Origin of the sequence: Streptomyces flavofungini (assembly GCF_030388665.1) — a bacterium.
Classification (GTDB): domain Bacteria; phylum Actinomycetota; class Actinomycetes; order Streptomycetales; family Streptomycetaceae; genus Streptomyces; species Streptomyces flavofungini_A.
The window spans coordinates 1786914-1802897 of sequence record NZ_CP128846.1; the positions used below are offsets into that span (position 1 = coordinate 1786914).

The window sequence follows — 15984 nt, forward strand, 5'->3', positions numbered from 1 at the left end:
GAGCACACGAGGCGGTGCGCGCGGAGCGCGCGGACTGGGGCGGGCTGCTCGATCCGTCGGGCAGCCCGGTCCCGCAGGCGCACTCAGCTGCGCACATGCAGTACGTTCGGGTCATGCCCAAGGCCGCCAAGTCCTCACGTACGACAGCTACGCCCGACGCTCCGGAGAGCGCCGCGGGCAGCCGCGCCGCCGCACAACGGCTCAAGATGCGCCGCGAGCTGGCGGCCGCCGCCATGGAACTCTTCGCGTCCAAGGGGTACGAGGCGACGACGGTCGACGAGATCGCCGCCGCGGCCGGGGTGGCCCGGCGGACCTTCTTCCGCCACTTCCGGTCCAAGGAAGAGGCGATCTTCCCCGACCACGACGACACCCTGATCCGCGCGGAGGCCGTGCTCAACGCGGCGCCCGCGCACGAGCACCCGCTCGACACGGTGTGCCGCGGCATCAAGGAAGTCATGAAGATGTACGCGGCCTCGCCGGCCGTGTCCGTGGAGCGGTACCGGCTCACGCGCGAGGTGCCCACGCTGCGCGAGCGCGAGATCGCCTCCGTGGCGCGCTACGAACGGCTCTTCACGCGCTATCTCCTCGGGCACTTCGACGAGCACGCGCACCACCACGGCAACGACGATCCGCTGCTCGCGGAGGTGGCCGCGTCCGCCGTCGTCACGGCCCACAACCACGTCCTGCGGCGCTGGTTGCGGGCCGGGGGCCAGGGGGACGTGGAGGGGCAGCTCGACCACGCCTTCGGCATCGTGCGGCGGACGTTCGGGACGGGCATTCCCGCGGGGCGGGACACGGTGCCCTCCGGTCCGGTGGCGACGGTCTCCGACGGTGGCGAGGTCCTGGTCACCGTCGCCCGCACGGACGCCCCTCTCGACGAAGTCATGCGCACCATCGAGAAGGCACTGCGAGACCGCGGGTAGACCCCGCGGAGTGCCCTCAGAAGCCGGACGGGCCGACTACCTACCGGCAGGTAGTCGGCCCGTCCGGCTTTTGCGTACTCATGGCACACCCTCTGACCTGCAATGATCGATCATCGCTCAGATGAACCCACCCGGTGACAACTGAGAGAAATTGTTGGCACTGAGTGTCTTGCCGACTGGCACGCGGTGTCATACGTTGATGTTGTCCGGGCGGCCGACGGGTGGAGAACCTCCCCCGCCGGCTGTCCCCGCGAGCCACTGGCAAGCGCGCCCGGACGCCTGCGTCACAGGCACCCCGCGCCCCACCAGGGCGCCGCCGAGCACCACCTCCGCCGAACCGACGGCACCGCCCCGCTTTCAAGGACCACCCCGACGTACCCCTCAGAGCGCTCTCCCTCGGAGCGCCCTTCGCCGGAGGCAACCCATGCAGGAAATCCTGGACGCGATCCAATCGCAGGACACCTCGGCCGCCGACTTCGCCGCGCTGCCGCTGCCCGAGTCGTACCGCGCGGTGACCGTGCACAAGGACGAGACGGAGATGTTCGCCGGGCTCACCACCCGCGACAAGGACCCGCGCAAGTCGCTGCACCTGGACGAGGTCCCGGTGCCCGAACTCGGCCCCGGCGAGGCCCTGGTGGCCGTGATGGCCTCGTCCGTGAACTACAACTCCGTGTGGACGTCCATCTTCGAGCCGCTCTCGACCTTCGCCTTCCTGGAGCGGTACGGCAAGTTGAGCGATCTCACCAAGCGCCACGACCTGCCGTACCACGTCATCGGCTCCGACCTCGCGGGCGTCGTCCTGCGCACCGGCCCCGGCGTGAACGCCTGGCAGCCCGGCGACGAGGTCGTCGCGCACTGCCTGTCCGTGGAACTGGAGTCCTCCGACGGCCACAACGACACGATGCTCGACCCCGAGCAGCGCATCTGGGGCTTCGAGACCAACTTCGGCGGCCTCGCGGAGATCGCCCTGGTGAAGTCCAACCAGCTGATGCCGAAGCCGGACCACCTGAGCTGGGAGGAGGCGGCGGCCCCCGGCCTGGTGAACTCCACCGCGTACCGCCAGCTCGTCTCCCGCAACGGCGCCGGCATGAAGCAGGGCGACAACGTCCTGATCTGGGGCGCGAGCGGTGGACTCGGGTCGTACGCCACGCAGTTCGCGCTGGCCGGCGGCGCCAACCCGATCTGCGTGGTCAGCAGCCCGCAGAAGGCGGAGATCTGCCGGGCGATGGGCGCGGAGGCGATCATCGACCGCAACGCCGAGGGCTACAAGTTCTGGAAGGACGAGCGCACCCAGGACCCCAAGGAGTGGAAGCGCTTCGGCAAGCGCATCCGCGAGTTCACCGGCGGCGAGGACATCGACATCGTCTTCGAGCACCCCGGCCGCGAGACCTTCGGCGCCAGCGTCTACGTCACCCGCAAGGGCGGCACCATCACCACCTGCGCCTCCACCTCGGGCTACATGCACGAGTACGACAACCGCTACCTGTGGATGTCGCTGAAGCGCATCATCGGCTCGCACTTCGCCAACTACCGCGAGGCCTGGGAGGCGAACCGGCTGATCGCCAAGGGCAAGATCCACCCGACGCTCTCCAAGGTGTACTCCCTGGCGGACACCGGGCAGGCCGCCTACGACGTGCACCGCAACCTCCACCAGGGCAAGGTCGGCGTCCTCGCGCTCGCGCCCGAGGAGGGGCTCGGCGTGCGCGACGCGGAGAAGCGGGCGCTGCACCTCGACGCCATCAACCGCTTCCGCGACATCTGAGGGGCGAGGGCCCATACATGACTGAGCGCCAGAAAGACCGGCCGTGGCTGATGCGCACCTACGCCGGTCACTCCACGGCCGAGGCGTCGAACGAGCTGTACCGGCGCAACCTCGCCAAGGGCCAGACCGGTCTGTCGGTCGCCTTCGACCTGCCGACGCAGACCGGCTACGACCCGGACCACATCCTCGCGCGCGGGGAGGTGGGCCGGGTCGGCGTCCCGGTGTCCCATCTCGGCGACATGCGGCGGCTGTTCCAGGACATCCCCCTGGAGCAGATGAACACCTCCATGACGATCAACGCGACCGCCATGTGGCTGCTCGCGCTGTACCAGGTCGTCGCCGAGGAGCAGGGCGCCGACATCACCCAGCTCCAGGGGACGACGCAGAACGACATCGTCAAGGAGTACCTGTCGCGCGGCACGCACGTGTTCCCGCCGGGGCCGAGCCTGCGGCTGACCACCGACATGATCACGTACACGGTGGCGAACATCCCGAAGTGGAACCCGATCAACATCTGCAGCTATCACCTGCAGGAGGCCGGGGCCACGCCGGTGCAGGAGGTCGCGTACGCGATGAGCACGGCGATCGCGGTGCTCGACGCGGTGCGCGCGTCCGGGCAGGTGCCCGAGGAGAAGTTCGGCGACGTCGTCGCGCGGATCTCGTTCTTCGTGAACGCCGGGGTGCGGTTCATCGAGGAGATGTGCAAGATGCGGGCCTTCGGCCGCATCTGGGACCGGGTCGCGCGCGAGCGGTACGGCATCAGCAACCCCAAGCAGCGCCGCTTCCGCTACGGCGTGCAGGTCAACTCGCTCGGCCTGACCGAGGCACAGCCGGAGAACAACGTCCAGCGCATCGTCCTGGAGATGCTCGCCGTCACGCTGTCGAAGGACGCCCGCGCGCGTGCCGTGCAGCTGCCCGCATGGAACGAGGCGCTCGGCCTGCCCCGGCCCTGGGACCAGCAGTGGTCGCTGCGCATCCAGCAGGTCCTCGCGCACGAGAGCGACCTCCTGGAGTACGAGGACATCTTCGCGGGCTCGCACGTGATCGAGGCCAAGGTGGACGCCCTGGTCGAGGAGTCCCTCGCGGAGATGGACCGCATCGAGCAGATGGGCGGCGCGATGGCCGCCGTCGAGTCGGGCTATCTGAAGGCGCAGCTGGTGTCCTCGCACGCCGAGCGGCGGGCGCGGATCGAGGCCGGCGAGGACAAGATCATCGGCGTGAACGTCTTCGAGACGACGGAGCCGAACCCGCTCACCGCCGACCTGGACACGGCGATCATGACGGTCGACCCGGCGGTCGAGGCGCGCGTCGTGGAGGCCATCGGCACCTGGCGCACCACCCGGCAGGAGTCGTCGGACCGGCAGGGCCTCGGAGACCCCTACCACTTCCCCACCGTCCAGCAGGCGCTCGACCGGCTCAAGGAGGTCGCGGCAGGGACCGGCAACCTGATGGAGGCCACCCTGGAGTGCGCGCGCGCCGGTGTCACGACCGGCGAGTGGGCGGGCGCGCTGCGGGAGGTCTTCGGCGAGTTCCGGGCGCCCACGGGCGTCTCCGGGGCGCCGGTCGCGGTCACCGCGGAGGCGGGCACGCCGCTCGCCCTGGTCCGCGAGAAGGTCGAGAAGACGTCCGCCGACCTCGGCAGCGGCAAGCTGCGCTTCCTGGTCGGCAAGCCGGGCCTGGACGGGCACTCCAACGGCGCCGAGCAGATCGCGGTGCGCGCGCGTGACGCCGGGTTCGAGGTCGTCTACCAGGGCATCCGGCTGACCCCCGAGCAGATCGTGGACGCCGCGCTCGCGGAGGACGTGCACGCGGTCGGCCTGTCGATCCTCTCCGGCTCGCACGCGCAGCTCGTCCCGGACGTCCTGACGCGCCTGCGCGCGGCGGGCGCGCACGACATTCCCGTCATCGCCGGGGGCATCATCCCCACCAGCGACGCCGAGGACCTGAAGGCGGCGGGCGTGGCCGCCGTGTTCACCCCCAAGGACTTCGGCATCACGGAGATCATCGGCCGTATCGTCGACGAGATCCGCAAAGCGAACCACCTCGACCCCCTGGAGGTCCCCGCATGACCCCGTCCCAGACGCAGCCCGGCGCCGTGAACCGGCTCCGCCCGCGCCGCTCCTGCCTGGCCGTGCCCGGCTCGAACCCGCGCTTCCTGGAGAAGGCCCAGGGCCTGCCCGCCGACCAGGTGTTCCTCGACCTGGAGGACGCCTGCGCGCCGCTCGCCAAGCCGGAGGCGCGGCACACCATCGTCAAGTTCCTCAACGAGGGCGACTGGACGGGCAAGACCAGGGTCGTGCGCGTGAACGACTGGACGACCGAGTGGACGTACCGCGATGTCGTCACGGTCGTCGAGGGCGCGGGGCCGAACCTGGACTGCATCATGCTGCCCAAGGTGCAGGACGCCCAGCAGGTGGTGGCCCTGGACCTGCTGCTCACCCAGATCGAGAAGACGATGGGCTTCGAGGTCGGCAAGATCGGCATCGAGGCGCAGATCGAGAACGCCCAGGGCCTCAACAACGTCAACGAGATCGCGACGGCCTCCCAGCGCGTCGAGACGATCATCTTCGGCCCGGCCGACTTCATGGCGTCGATCAACATGAAGTCGCTGGTCGTGGGCGAGCAGCCGCCCGGCTACCCGGCGGACGCGTACCACTACATCCTGATGAAGATCCTCATGGCCGCCCGCGCCAACAACCTCCAGGCCATCGACGGCCCCTACCTGCAGATCCGCAACATCGACGGCTACCGCGAGGTCGCCCGGCGCGCCGCCGCCCTCGGCTTCGACGGCAAGTGGGTGCTGCACCCGGGCCAGGTCGAGGCGTCCAACGAGATCTTCTCGCCGTCCCAGGAGGACTACGACCACGCCGAGATGATCCTGGACGCGTACGACTACTACACGTCCGAGGCGGGCGGCAAGAAGGGCTCCGCGATGCTCGGCGACGAGATGATCGACGAGGCCAGCCGCAAGATGGCGCTCGTGATCTCCGGCAAGGGCCGGGCCGCGGGCATGAAGCGCACCAGCACGTTCGAGGCCCCGGAGGCGTAGGGATCATGCAATTCGGCCGCACCTACGAGGAGTTCGAAGTCGGCGCCGTGTACAAGCACTGGCCCGGCAAGACGGTCACCGAGTACGACGACCACCTCTTCTGTCTGCTCACCATGAACCATCACCCGCTGCACATGGACAGCAACTACGCGGAAGCGACGACCGACTTCGGCAAGAACGTCGTCGTCGGCAACTACATCTACTCGCTGCTGCTCGGCATGTCCGTCCCGGACGTCTCCGGCAAGGCGATCGCGAACCTGGAGGTCGAGTCGCTCAAGCACGTGGCGCCGACGTTCCACGGCGACACGATCTACGGCGAGACGACGGTCCTGGACAAGACGCCGTCGAAGTCCAAGTCGGACCGCGGCATCGTGCACGTGGAGACCAAGGGCTACAAGCAGGACGGCACGCTGGTCTGCGTGTTCCGCCGCAAGGTCATGGTGCCCACCGAGACGTACATCAAGGAGCGCGGCGGCGAACAGCCCGGCCGCCCGGAGCTGAACGCCCCGCAGCAGAAGACCGAGAAGTGAGGCCGTGATGACCCGACTCGCCCAGACCGCCGGGCTCTCCGACGTCCAGCAGGAAATCCTGTCCACCGTCAGGGAATTCGTCGACAAAGAGATCATTCCGGTGGCCACGGAGCTCGAGCACCGTGACGAGTACCCGCAAGCGATCGTGGACGGCCTCAAGGAGTTGGGCCTGTTCGGCCTGATGATCCCGGAGGAGTACGGGGGTCTCGGCGAGTCGCTGCTCACCTACGCGCTGTGCGTGGAGGAGATAGCGCGCGGCTGGATGTCGGTGTCCGGCATCATCAACACCCACTTCATCGTGGCGTACATGCTCAAGCAGCACGGCACCCAGGAGCAGAAGGACCACTTCCTGCCGCGGATGGCGACGGGTGAGGTGCGGGGCGCGTTCTCGATGTCGGAGCCGGGGCTCGGCTCGGACGTGTCGGCGATCACGTCGAAGGCGGTCAGGGACGGCGAGGACTACGTCCTGAACGGTCAGAAGATGTGGCTGACGAACGGGGGCTCGTCAACGCTGGTCGCCGTACTCGTCAGAAGTGACGAAGGACACCCCGAGGGGACGGCCCCCCACAAGTCGATGACGACCTTCCTGGTGGAGAAGGAACCGGGCTTCGGCGAGGTGCGTCCGGGCCTCACCATCCCCGGGAAGATCGACAAGATGGGTTACAAGGGTGTCGACACCACCGAACTGATCATGGATGGCCTGCGCATTCCGGCCAATCGCGTGCTCGGCGGACAGACCGGGCGAGGCTTTTACCAAATGATGGACGGAGTCGAGGTCGGCCGCGTGAATGTCGCCGCGCGTGGCTGCGGCGTCGCACAGCGTGCCTTCGAGCTGGGTGTCTCGTATGCCCAACAACGTCACACTTTCGGAAAGCCGATCGCCCAGCATCAGGCGATTCAGTTCAAGCTGGCCGAGATGGCTACCAAGGTCGAGGCCGCCCATGCGATGATGGTGAACGCAGCACGCAAAAAGGACTCCGGGGAGCGAAACGACCTCGAAGCCGGAATGGCGAAGTATCTGGCGTCCGAATACTGCAAGGAAGTCGTAGAGGACGCGTTCAGGATTCACGGTGGCTACGGCTTCTCGAAGGAGTACGAGATCGAGCGTCTCTACCGCGAGGCACCGATGTTGCTCATCGGTGAAGGTACCGCCGAGATCCAGAAAATGATCATTGGCCGACGACTCCTCGAAGAGTATCGATTCCAGGGCTGAATGTCCGACTTGGAGTGATTCCTTCGAGATTTATTCGAGAAGAAGATCACACCCAGTCAGCACGCTCCGGCGGCCGACTCGGCTTCCTGGCTTGCCCAGTTGTGGCTCGCAACCGATACGATCCCGGGAAAGCCGCCGTCCCCCCGTATGCAGTGCGGCATCATCCGCTACGAAGGTCATCCATGCCCCACAGCCAAACCTCTGCACCTCGCGACAGCCTGGCCGGCGTACGCCTCGCGCGCGGAGCATCGCCGTGGCTCCTGCCGACCGTGGCCACCGCGGCACTCAGCCTGGCCAAGGCTCGCCGCTCCAAGGGCGCGGCGGCGGTCGCCGTGCCCGCGACCGCCCTCGCGGCCGGAATGCTGTGGTTCTTCCGCGACCCCGAGCGTGAGATCACCCAGGGCCGGGTGATCTCCCCGGCCGACGGCGTGGTGCAGAGCATCATGCCGTGGAAGGACGGACGCACCCGCGTCGCGATCTTCATGAGCCCGTTGAACGTCCACGTCAACCGCGCGCCCCTCGCGGGCACGGTGACGTCCGTGGAGCACATCCCCGGCGGGTTCGTCCCGGCGTTCAACAAGGAGAGCGAGAACAACGAGCGCGTCGTCTGGCACTTCGACACCGAGCTCGGCGACATCGAGATGATCCAGATCGCGGGCGCCGTCGCCCGGCGCATCGTGCCGTACGTGCCCCAGGGCACGAAGGTGGAGCAGGGCGAGCGGATCGGCCTGATCCGCTTCGGCTCGCGCGTCGACATCTACCTGCCCGAGGGCGTCGAGGTGGATGTCGAGGTGGGTCAGAAGACCGTGGCTGGGGTGACTCGCATTGACCGTGACTGATCCGGAGACACAGGCGGGCTGGGTGCCCGAGTCCGTGGACACCGTGGACGACGCCGACGAGGACATGCCGCTGTCGCTGCGCCTCTCGATAGCGGACACCCTCACGCTCGGCAACGCCACGTGCGGATTCATGGCGGTGTACTTCACCACCACCGGGATCCTCATCCCGCACCTGTCCGGCGACGAGTCGGGCATGGCCCGCAACAGCGCCGCCACCGCGGTGATCCTGATGCTGTGCGCCGCCGTCTTCGACCTCTTCGACGGCCTCGTGGCCCGCAAGCTGCGGTCGTCGCCGATGGGCGCGGAGCTGGACAACCTCTCCGACCTGATCAGCTTCGGTCTCGCACCCGCCTACTTCGTGCTCGTGTACGGCATGGTCGCCAGAGACGCCCACGAGCGGGTCGCGGCGATGGGCGCCATCGTGGTCCTCCTGGCGGTGGTGCTGCGACTTGCGAGATTCTCCTGCGTGACGCTGCCGGACGGCACGTTCCAGGGCATGCCCTCGCCCTTCGGGGCGCTGACGGTGGTCTCGATCGTGCTTCTGGAGCTGCCCTTCGTGGCCACGCTCCTGGCGATCATCGGCACGGCCTGGCTGATGGTGAGCCGGGTCGAGTACCCGAAGCCCCGGGGACCGCTCGCGGTCGCCATGCTCGCCTGGATCGTCTCCGCGATGGGGCTGCTCGCCGCCTGGGCCTTCGACGCGCCCGGCGGACAGCTGCTCCTTCAGACCGGCTGCGCGCTGCAGCTCGTCCTCGGTGCGGTGATCCCGCTGTTCGCCACGGCTCGGCGGGTGAACAACTTCCGGGACAACCGGCGTGAGGCCCGGGCGACGCAGTTGCCGTAGCGGCGCTTGTACACAGCTCTGAGGGGCCCGAACCGAACGGTTCGGGCCCCTCAGGCGTTCATGGACGTCGGAGTCACCGTGACCGCCGGACGGGACTGTGCCCACCCTTCCCCAAGCTCTCGGCCGCGCTCGGGCAGGGGAGAGCCCTATCGCCCTGCGGGACGACTGCCCACCGGGTGGAAGGCGGGCCGGGCCGGGCCGGGCCGAGCTCAGGTCAGGAAGTCCGTGGCGATCTTGGCTGAGAGGCGCTCCAGGAGGGGGCCCGCCTCGGCCACGCAGCGGGACACGTCGGGCTCGATGTCGGTGAGGGCGTAGGCCCGCCGGATCCCGGCGGTGCCGAGCGCCGACGGCGGCAGCGCGAGCCGCCCGCAGACGGCGACGACGTCGACCCCGGCGGCGCGGGCCGCGGCCGCCACCCCGGCGGGAGCCTTGCCGTGCAGGGTCTGCTCGTCCAGGGACCCCTCCCCCGTGATGACGAGCGTCGCCCCGGCGAGCGCGGGCGCGAAGCCGAGGACGTCCAGCATGACGTCGATGCCCGGCCGGAACGACGCCCCGAGGCCGACCAGCGCCCCGTAGCCGATGCCGCCCGCCGCGCCGGCGCCCGGCGCCTCCGCGTACTTCAGGGCCTGCGGCCCGGCGTCCCGCGCGAGGACCCGCGCGAAGTGGGCGAGCGCGGCGTCGAGGGCGGCGACGTCGTCCGGCGTGGCGCCCTTCTGCGGCCCGTACACCGCGGGCGCCCCCTTGGGGCCCGTCAGCGGGTTGTCCACGTCGCTGGCGAGCACGATGTCGACGTCCGCGAGCCGCGGGTCGAGGCCGGACAGGTCGGCCGACGCCAGCTCCCGCAGGGGCCCGCCGCCGGGCGCGACGGGCTCACCGGCCGCGTCCAGGAACCGCGCGCCGAGCGCCGCGAGCATGCCCGCGCCGCCGTCGGTCGTCGCGCTGCCGCCGACACCGAAGACGATGGTGCGCGCGCCGGCGTCCAGGGCCGCGCGAAGCAGCTCGCCGCTGCCGTACGTCGTCGCCGTGAGCGGCGCGAAGGTCCCCGCGGGCAGCAGCTGGAGCCCGGAGGCCTCCGCCATCTCCACGACGGCCGTGCCGTCGCGCAGCGCGTACGCCGCCACCACCTCCGCGCCGAGCGGCCCGGTGACCCGCGCCTGCCTGCGCTCGAAACCGGCTGCCACGGCCGCGTCGACCGTGCCGTCACCGCCGTCGGCCACGGGCAGCGCCCGCACCGGGAGGTCGCCCAGCACGCTGTGCAGGCCCGCGGTCACGCGCTGGGCGACCTGCACGGCCGTGAGGGACCCCTTGAACTTGTCCGCGGCGATCAGCACATGGCCGCGGCCCGTGCCCCCGGCGCCGCGCGCCGCGCCGTCTCCCGCCGTCTCTGCAGCGTCCGCCACCTTGCATTCCCCTTGCTCTTCGGGCCTTGCTCGCGTCAAGGCAGTCGCGCCGCTGCGACCATAACCGCAGGAGGGGGCCGCTGCCCATGGTCGAGCGGGTCACGCCTTGATCCACTGACCCGAGATGTCCTCCCATGTCGGGGCAAAGCGGTGCCGGGGCCATGCGGGAGATGATCGATCATCCCCGGGTCCTGGTCGGCGGCGCGCGGCGCACCCCCGGCTTCGGGTACACCGGACCCATGACGTCGAAAGGACAGGACACCCCGCTCTTGGACCGCGTCCACGGCGGCTGGCTCGGCCGGGTCGCCGGGAACATGCTCGGCAAGCCCGTGGAGCGCGGTGACTACTGGACGCGCGACCGCATCGACCGCTATCTGCGGCTCACCGACGCGCTGCCGCTCACCGACTACCTGCCGGAGCCGCCGGAGGGCGCGGTCGGCTTCGAGCTGCGCCCGGAGTGGCGTGCCTGCGTGCGCGGCCGTGTCGACGGCAGCTGCCGCGACGACGACGTGGACTACGCGATCCTCGGCCTGGAACTCCTGGAGTCGCACGGGTTCGGCTTCACCACCGAGCAGGTGGGCGGGCTGTGGCTGCGGCGCCTTCCGTACCTCCAGACGTTCACGGCGGAGCGCGCCGCGTACCGCAATCTCGCCAACGGGCTCAAACCGCCGCTCACGGCCACCTACGACAATCCGTACCAGGAGTTCATCGGGGCGCTGATCCGCGCCGACATCTTCGGCTGGACCTGCCCGGGCGACCCGCGCCGGGCCGCGTCCCTCGCCCGCAGGGACGCCGTGCTCTCCCACTCCGGCAACGGCGTGTACGCGGCGATGTGGGCGGCGGCGCTGGTCGCGGCGGCGTTCACGGCGGCCGGGCCGCGGGACGCGCTCGACGCCGCGCTCACGGTGATCCCGGCGAGCAGCCGGTTCGCGCGGACGGTACGCCGGGTGATGTCGCTGTACGAGGCGTCGCTGAGCTGGGAGGAGACCCTGGCGACGGTGGAGAGCGAGACGGCGGGGCTCGACTGGATCCACGCCGTGCCGAACGCGGGTGTCCTCACGGCCGGGCTGCTGTACGGCGACGGGGACTTCACCCGCACGATCGCGCTGACCGTCCGGGGCGGCCTGGACACCGACTCGAACGGCGCGACGGCGGGGTCCGTCGCCGGAGTGCTGTGCGGGGCCGCGGCCGTTCCCGCGCAGTGGCGCGATCCGCTGCGGGACCGGGTGCGCAGCGCGGTGTTCGGCTACGACGGGGCGCGGATCAGTGAACTGGCCGAGCGGACGGCGCGGTTGGCGCGGCGGAGCGTGCGGGAGGCCGCGGCGGCCGGGGAGTCGGCGGCGACGGAGCCCGCGGGCTCGCGGGAGTAGCGCGAAGTTCTGCCGCCGCCGGGCGGTGATCGGCACAATGTGCTCATGCCCGAGTACCTTGAACTCGACCTTTCCGGCGCCGCGTTGCGGGTGCGCCTCGCCGACGTGGGCGAGGCGCCGCCGGCCGCCTCCGACGACGGCGCTCTGCCCGCCGAGTTCGGCGTGCCGGGCCCCGTGTCCAGCGGGGGCGGCGGCCGGGCCGCCGCGCTGGCCGCCGACACGCTGCGGGCGACGCTGCGGCCGCTCGGCCCGCTGCTCGACCAGGTGCACGCCTCGGTGTCCGGGGCGGAGCACCCGCCGGACGAGTTCGGCGTCGAGTTCGGCGTCGAGGTGGGCAAGGACCTCAAGCTCGGCATCGTCGGGGTGAAGGGGACGGCCACGATGACGGTGTCGGCGATGTGGCGGCGTACGGAGGAGACGGGGCGTACGGACGGGACGGGGCGTGCGGGCTCCGGGGAGCCTTCGGGTGGGGTGCCCGCGGGCGGCCGGGGCGAGGGCTGAGCGTGACCGGGTGGCCGGGCGTGGCGGCGGGGGCGCCGCCGGTCGTCGCCGTGCTCGCGCGGGCGGACGAATCGGCTGTCGGAGCGGCCGCGCTGCTGTCCGCGCACCGGGTCCTGACCTGCGCGCACGTCGTCAACGAAGCGCTCGGTCTGGCGCCGTTGAGCGAGCAGCGGCCCGTCGCGGACGTGCTGCAGGTCGGATTCGAACGGCGGACGGTGCGGATCAAGGCGCAGATCGAGGTGTGGCTGCCGCCGCGCCGGGGCGGGGGCGCCGCGTGGCAGGGCGACCTGTGCGTGCTCGCGCTGAGCGAGCCCGCGCCGGCCGGGACGGCGCCGGTCGCCTGGACGGAGATGGCACAGGGGCAGCGGCTGCGGGCCTGGCACGGCTGCGGAGATCCGATCACGTTCGCGGACGCCCGCCTGAAGCTGCTCGACGACCGCCTCGGCTACCTCGACGGGGAGTTGTCGGGCGCCCCGATCGGCCCCGGCTTCAGCGGTGGCCCGCTGTGGACGGAGGGCGGGACGGTCGCGGCGGGCCTCGTCGTGGGGCGGCTCGCGCACGGCGGCGACGCGGGCCACGGGCTGCACGCCGGACAGACGGTGCGGCGCACCTGGGCGCTGCCGTGGCAGGCGATCCGCGAGCAGCTGTACGCCGCCGGGGCCGACGACGTCGTCGACGCGTGCCGCGGCACGCGGGCGCCGGTGCCCGACGACCCGGTCGCCGCCGAACTCGTCGCCGTGCTCAGGTCGTTGCTCGGCGACCCCGCCGTACGCGCCGACCATGTCCGCAGGCTCGACTCCGAGCTGGGCCGCGCCACCGCGCACGGCGCGCCCGCCCCGGCCGTCGAGGCCCTCGCCGCCGACCTGCTCGCCACGCCGAGGGCGCTGCCCACGCTCAGCGAGTCCCTGGTGGCGGCCGGACCGTACGGCACGCGGCCCGAGCAGCTGACGCCGCTGCTCGCCCTCGGCCGGGCCGTCAGCGCGGCCGGGCTGCTCTCGACGTCCGAGTTCGCCTTCCTGGAGCGGGTGTTGGGCCAGGTCGTGGCGGCCGACGCGACGCTTCCCGCACGGGCCGCGCGGGAGGCGCTGCGGTTCACGCCGCTGCCGCAGCCGCTGTGCGCCGCCCGGCTGCGCGGGCCCGATGTGGCGGCGGTGATCGAGGAACTGGAGGGCTATCACGACCCGGTGCCGGTCTCGGGTTCGCCGCCCGTGCCGCCCCTCGTGCACTTCGTCGAGTTCGTCGCGGCGGCCGCCGACAGGACTCCGGGTGACGCGCTGCGCCTCTGGAGCGAGCGGGTGTGCGCCCGGCTCGGCGTGCACGCGGCGGCCCGCGACCAGCGCCGCGCGGACGCCGCGCGCTGGGGGGCGGTGGCGTCCCGGTCCGAGCCGGTCGTGCGGCTCCTCGCGGAACTCGCGCAGGACGGCTCGCGGGAGCCGGAGCGCTACCGCTGCCGCCTGTGGCAGCGGCTCGCGGACGGCGGCATGCGCCGCGTGGAGACCGGTACGAGCGAGGCGACGCTGACGCCGCAGCAGGTCGGCGAGCTCATCAGGGAGGCCGCCGAGCTCTCCGCGCCGGCCGGTACGCCGCTCGCCGTGGACGTCGCCGTGGACCGCGCGGGCCTGCACCTGCCGGTCGACGAGTGGGACGCGGGCAGCCCCAACGAGTTCGTGCCGAGCCTGCCGCTCGGCGTCTGCTATCCGGTGACGCTGCGCTGCCCGGAGATGAGCCGCCGGGTGCCCCGGCGCGAGGCCGAGCACCGGCGCCGCTGGGCCGACGGGCACGGCCGCGCCCTCGTCGTCGACGGCGCGCACGCCGACGCCCGGCAGGTCGCCGCGCTCCTGACGGCCGGTCACCACGACGCCAACCAGGTCGTCCTGCACGCACCGCCCGCCCTGCGCGGCCGGCTCCTGGAGGTCTGCCTCGCGCTCGGCGTGCCGGTGGTGCTGTGGGACCGCGACGCCCGCGGCGACGGCGACGCGGACCGCCTCGACCCGCTCACCCCCACGGGGCTGCTGCACCGGCTCCCCGACCGCGTACGCGAGTTCCGGGTGCAGGTCCTCGCCGCCACGACCACGGCGGCCGGTCCCTCCGGCAGACCGTCGCTCGTCTGGGAGGAACCGGCCGCGTGGCAGGACCCGACGGCAGGGGAGCCCGGCCCGTGGGAGGGGCCCCGGGCCCGGTTGACCGACCCCGACATCCTCGTGAGGGAAGGCCCCGGGTCCCGGCTCGCCGACCCCGGCCTCCCTCCGCGGCGGGGAGAGCACGGCCCCCTGCCGCGTACGACCCCGACCACCGACCCCGGCCGAGGAGCAGGCACCGCATGACAGAGCACTGGGACCAGGAGCAGGCCGAGGCGACCGGGGGCGCGGGGTGGTCCGAGGGCGGAGGGTCGTCCGGCGGCGCGGGGGCGCCCGGCGGCACGGGCCCGTCCGGGGACTGGCGGCTCTTCCGCGGTGACGGGCGGACCCGCCGCGTGGACTTCCCCGAGGCGCCGCCGTGGCGCCGCTTCACCCCCGCGCCCGACGCCGGGGCGGGCGGCACCGGCGCCCGGACACACCGCCCCTACCTCATCGGCCCCGACGAGTCAGACATCGTCAACGCCGCCCTGCTGCTGCGCCGCCCCCTGCTCGTCACCGGCCACCCCGGCACCGGCAAGTCCTCGCTCGCGCACGCCGTCGCGCACGAGCTGGGCCTCGGCCGCGTCCTGACCTGGCCGGTCAACAGCCGCTCCACGCTGCGCGACGCGCTCTACGGGTACGACGCGATCGGGCGGCTGCGGGAGTCCAACCTGCGCAAGGAGCGGGAGGAGAGCTCCGGGGGTGCCCCGGCCGCGCCGACCGCGCCGTCCACGCCGGCCGCGCAGGGCACACCGGGCACACCGGGCGCGCTGAGCGCGCTGAGCGCGCCGGGCAAGTCCGGCCCACCTGCCCCATCCACCCCACCTACCCCGTCCAGCTCACCCGCCCCGACTGGCTCCCCCAGCACCGACATCGGCTCCTACGTCCGCCTCGGGCCCCTCGGCACCGCGCTCGTCCCGGGCGAGCGACCCCGCGTGCTGCTCGTCGACGAACTCGACAAGGGGGACGTGGACCTGCCGAACGACCTGCTCGCCGTCTTCGAGGAGGGCGAGTTCGAGATCCCGGAGCTGGCACGGCTGCCGGAGGAGGAGGCGCGGGTCGACGTGCTCACGGCGGATCCGCAGGTGCGGGCGGCCGTGCTGCGCGGCCGGGTGCGCTGCTCCCAGTTCCCGGTCGTCGTGATCACCAGCAACGGCGAGCGCGAGTTCCCGCCCGCCTTCCTGCGCCGCTGTGTCCGGCTCGACCTGGCCGAGCCGGACGAGCAGCGCCTCCGCGACATCGTCGAGGCGCACCTGGGCGACGAGGCCCTGGAGGGCGTGGACGACCTGCTGCGGACCTTCCTCGCGCGGCGCGCCCCGGGCGAGTTGGCGACGGACCAGCTCCTGAACGCGGTGTTCCTGCGCAAGGGCGGCGTGGACCTGCCGCCCGGCGCCCTCCTGGACGCCGTACTGCACCGACTCGGCGGGGCGGTGTAG

Annotated in this window: 13 protein-coding genes; 12 read left to right on the top strand and 1 reads right to left on the bottom strand. The window is 71.9% G+C overall.

Annotated features, from left to right (window positions below; genetic code table 11):
- Window positions 1-95 precede the first annotated feature (95 nt).
- From QUY26_RS06965 to pssA, 8 genes are all read left to right on the top strand, one after another.
- Window positions 96-923 (top strand): TetR family transcriptional regulator, encoded by an 828-nt coding sequence (locus tag QUY26_RS06965; protein ID WP_289955541.1) that lies wholly within the window; start codon window positions 96-98, stop codon window positions 921-923.
- A 424-nt stretch (window positions 924-1347) separates the two neighbouring features.
- Window positions 1348-2685: a crotonyl-CoA carboxylase/reductase gene (ccrA, locus tag QUY26_RS06970; protein ID WP_289944244.1), complete on the top strand. Its 1338-nt coding sequence runs from the start codon at window positions 1348-1350 to the stop codon at window positions 2683-2685.
- Window positions 2686-2702: 17 nt separating this feature from the next.
- Window positions 2703-4754 (top strand): protein meaA, encoded by a 2052-nt coding sequence (locus QUY26_RS06975; RefSeq protein WP_289944245.1) that lies wholly within the window; start codon window positions 2703-2705, stop codon window positions 4752-4754.
- On the top strand, window positions 4751-5734 hold the full coding sequence (locus tag QUY26_RS06980) for an HpcH/HpaI aldolase/citrate lyase family protein (RefSeq protein WP_289944246.1): 984 nt from the start codon (window positions 4751-4753) through the stop codon (window positions 5732-5734). Before QUY26_RS06975 ends, QUY26_RS06980 begins: the two co-directional genes overlap by 4 nt.
- Before the next feature lie 5 nt (window positions 5735-5739).
- On the top strand, window positions 5740-6264 hold the full coding sequence (locus tag QUY26_RS06985) for a MaoC family dehydratase (protein ID WP_289944247.1): 525 nt from the start codon (window positions 5740-5742) through the stop codon (window positions 6262-6264).
- 7 nt (window positions 6265-6271) lie between these two features.
- Window positions 6272-7477: an acyl-CoA dehydrogenase family protein gene (locus tag QUY26_RS06990; protein ID WP_289944248.1), complete on the top strand. Its 1206-nt coding sequence runs from the start codon at window positions 6272-6274 to the stop codon at window positions 7475-7477.
- A gap of 182 nt (window positions 7478-7659) precedes the next feature.
- Complete coding sequence (locus QUY26_RS06995; protein WP_030361809.1) at window positions 7660-8316, top strand: phosphatidylserine decarboxylase; 657 nt, start codon at window positions 7660-7662, stop codon at window positions 8314-8316.
- Window positions 8303-9160, top strand: coding sequence for a CDP-diacylglycerol--serine O-phosphatidyltransferase (gene pssA, locus QUY26_RS07000; protein ID WP_289944249.1), 858 nt, complete (start codon window positions 8303-8305; stop codon window positions 9158-9160). The genes QUY26_RS06995 and pssA overlap by 14 nt, the downstream gene beginning before the upstream one ends.
- 209 nt (window positions 9161-9369) lie before the next feature.
- Here pssA and QUY26_RS07005 read toward each other — a convergent pair whose 3' ends face one another.
- Window positions 9370-10491, bottom strand: a complete 1122-nt coding sequence (locus tag QUY26_RS07005; RefSeq protein ID WP_289955544.1) for a glycerate kinase — start codon at window positions 10489-10491, stop codon at window positions 9370-9372.
- A gap of 308 nt (window positions 10492-10799) precedes the next feature.
- Here QUY26_RS07005 and QUY26_RS07010 point away from each other — a divergent pair, with 308 nt between their 5' ends.
- From QUY26_RS07010 to QUY26_RS07025, 4 genes are read left to right on the top strand one after another with little or no spacing between them, the layout of a single operon-like run.
- Entirely contained in the window at window positions 10800-11930 is a 1131-nt protein-coding gene (locus tag QUY26_RS07010; protein ID WP_289955546.1) for an ADP-ribosylglycohydrolase family protein, read from the top strand.
- A gap of 45 nt (window positions 11931-11975) precedes the next feature.
- Window positions 11976-12431 (top strand): CU044_2847 family protein, encoded by a 456-nt coding sequence (locus QUY26_RS07015; RefSeq protein WP_289944250.1) that lies wholly within the window; start codon window positions 11976-11978, stop codon window positions 12429-12431.
- A 2-nt stretch (window positions 12432-12433) separates the two neighbouring features.
- A complete protein-coding gene (locus QUY26_RS07020; protein WP_289944251.1) occupies window positions 12434-14755 on the top strand; it encodes a trypsin-like peptidase domain-containing protein in 2322 nt (773 codons plus the stop codon).
- Window positions 14752-15984, top strand: coding sequence for an AAA family ATPase (locus QUY26_RS07025; RefSeq protein WP_289944252.1), 1233 nt, complete (start codon window positions 14752-14754; stop codon window positions 15982-15984). Before QUY26_RS07020 ends, QUY26_RS07025 begins: the two co-directional genes overlap by 4 nt.

Excerpts from the sequence above, each read along its gene's own strand:
- QUY26_RS06965 (WP_289955541.1), top strand. The coding sequence starts at position 96 with ATGCAGTACGTTCGGGTCATGCCCAAGGCCGCCAAGTCCTCACGTACG.
- ccrA (WP_289944244.1), top strand. The coding sequence starts at position 1,348 with ATGCAGGAAATCCTGGACGCGATCCAATCGCAGGACACCTCGGCCGCC.
- QUY26_RS06975 (WP_289944245.1), top strand. The coding sequence starts at position 2,703 with ATGACTGAGCGCCAGAAAGACCGGCCGTGGCTGATGCGCACCTACGCC.
- QUY26_RS06980 (WP_289944246.1), top strand. The coding sequence starts at position 4,751 with ATGACCCCGTCCCAGACGCAGCCCGGCGCCGTGAACCGGCTCCGCCCG.
- QUY26_RS06985 (WP_289944247.1), top strand. The coding sequence starts at position 5,740 with ATGCAATTCGGCCGCACCTACGAGGAGTTCGAAGTCGGCGCCGTGTAC.
- QUY26_RS06990 (WP_289944248.1), top strand. The coding sequence starts at position 6,272 with ATGACCCGACTCGCCCAGACCGCCGGGCTCTCCGACGTCCAGCAGGAA.
- QUY26_RS06995 (WP_030361809.1), top strand. The coding sequence starts at position 7,660 with ATGCCCCACAGCCAAACCTCTGCACCTCGCGACAGCCTGGCCGGCGTA.
- QUY26_RS07010 (WP_289955546.1), top strand. The coding sequence starts at position 10,800 with ATGACGTCGAAAGGACAGGACACCCCGCTCTTGGACCGCGTCCACGGC.
- QUY26_RS07015 (WP_289944250.1), top strand. The coding sequence starts at position 11,976 with ATGCCCGAGTACCTTGAACTCGACCTTTCCGGCGCCGCGTTGCGGGTG.
- QUY26_RS07025 (WP_289944252.1), top strand. The coding sequence starts at position 14,752 with ATGACAGAGCACTGGGACCAGGAGCAGGCCGAGGCGACCGGGGGCGCG.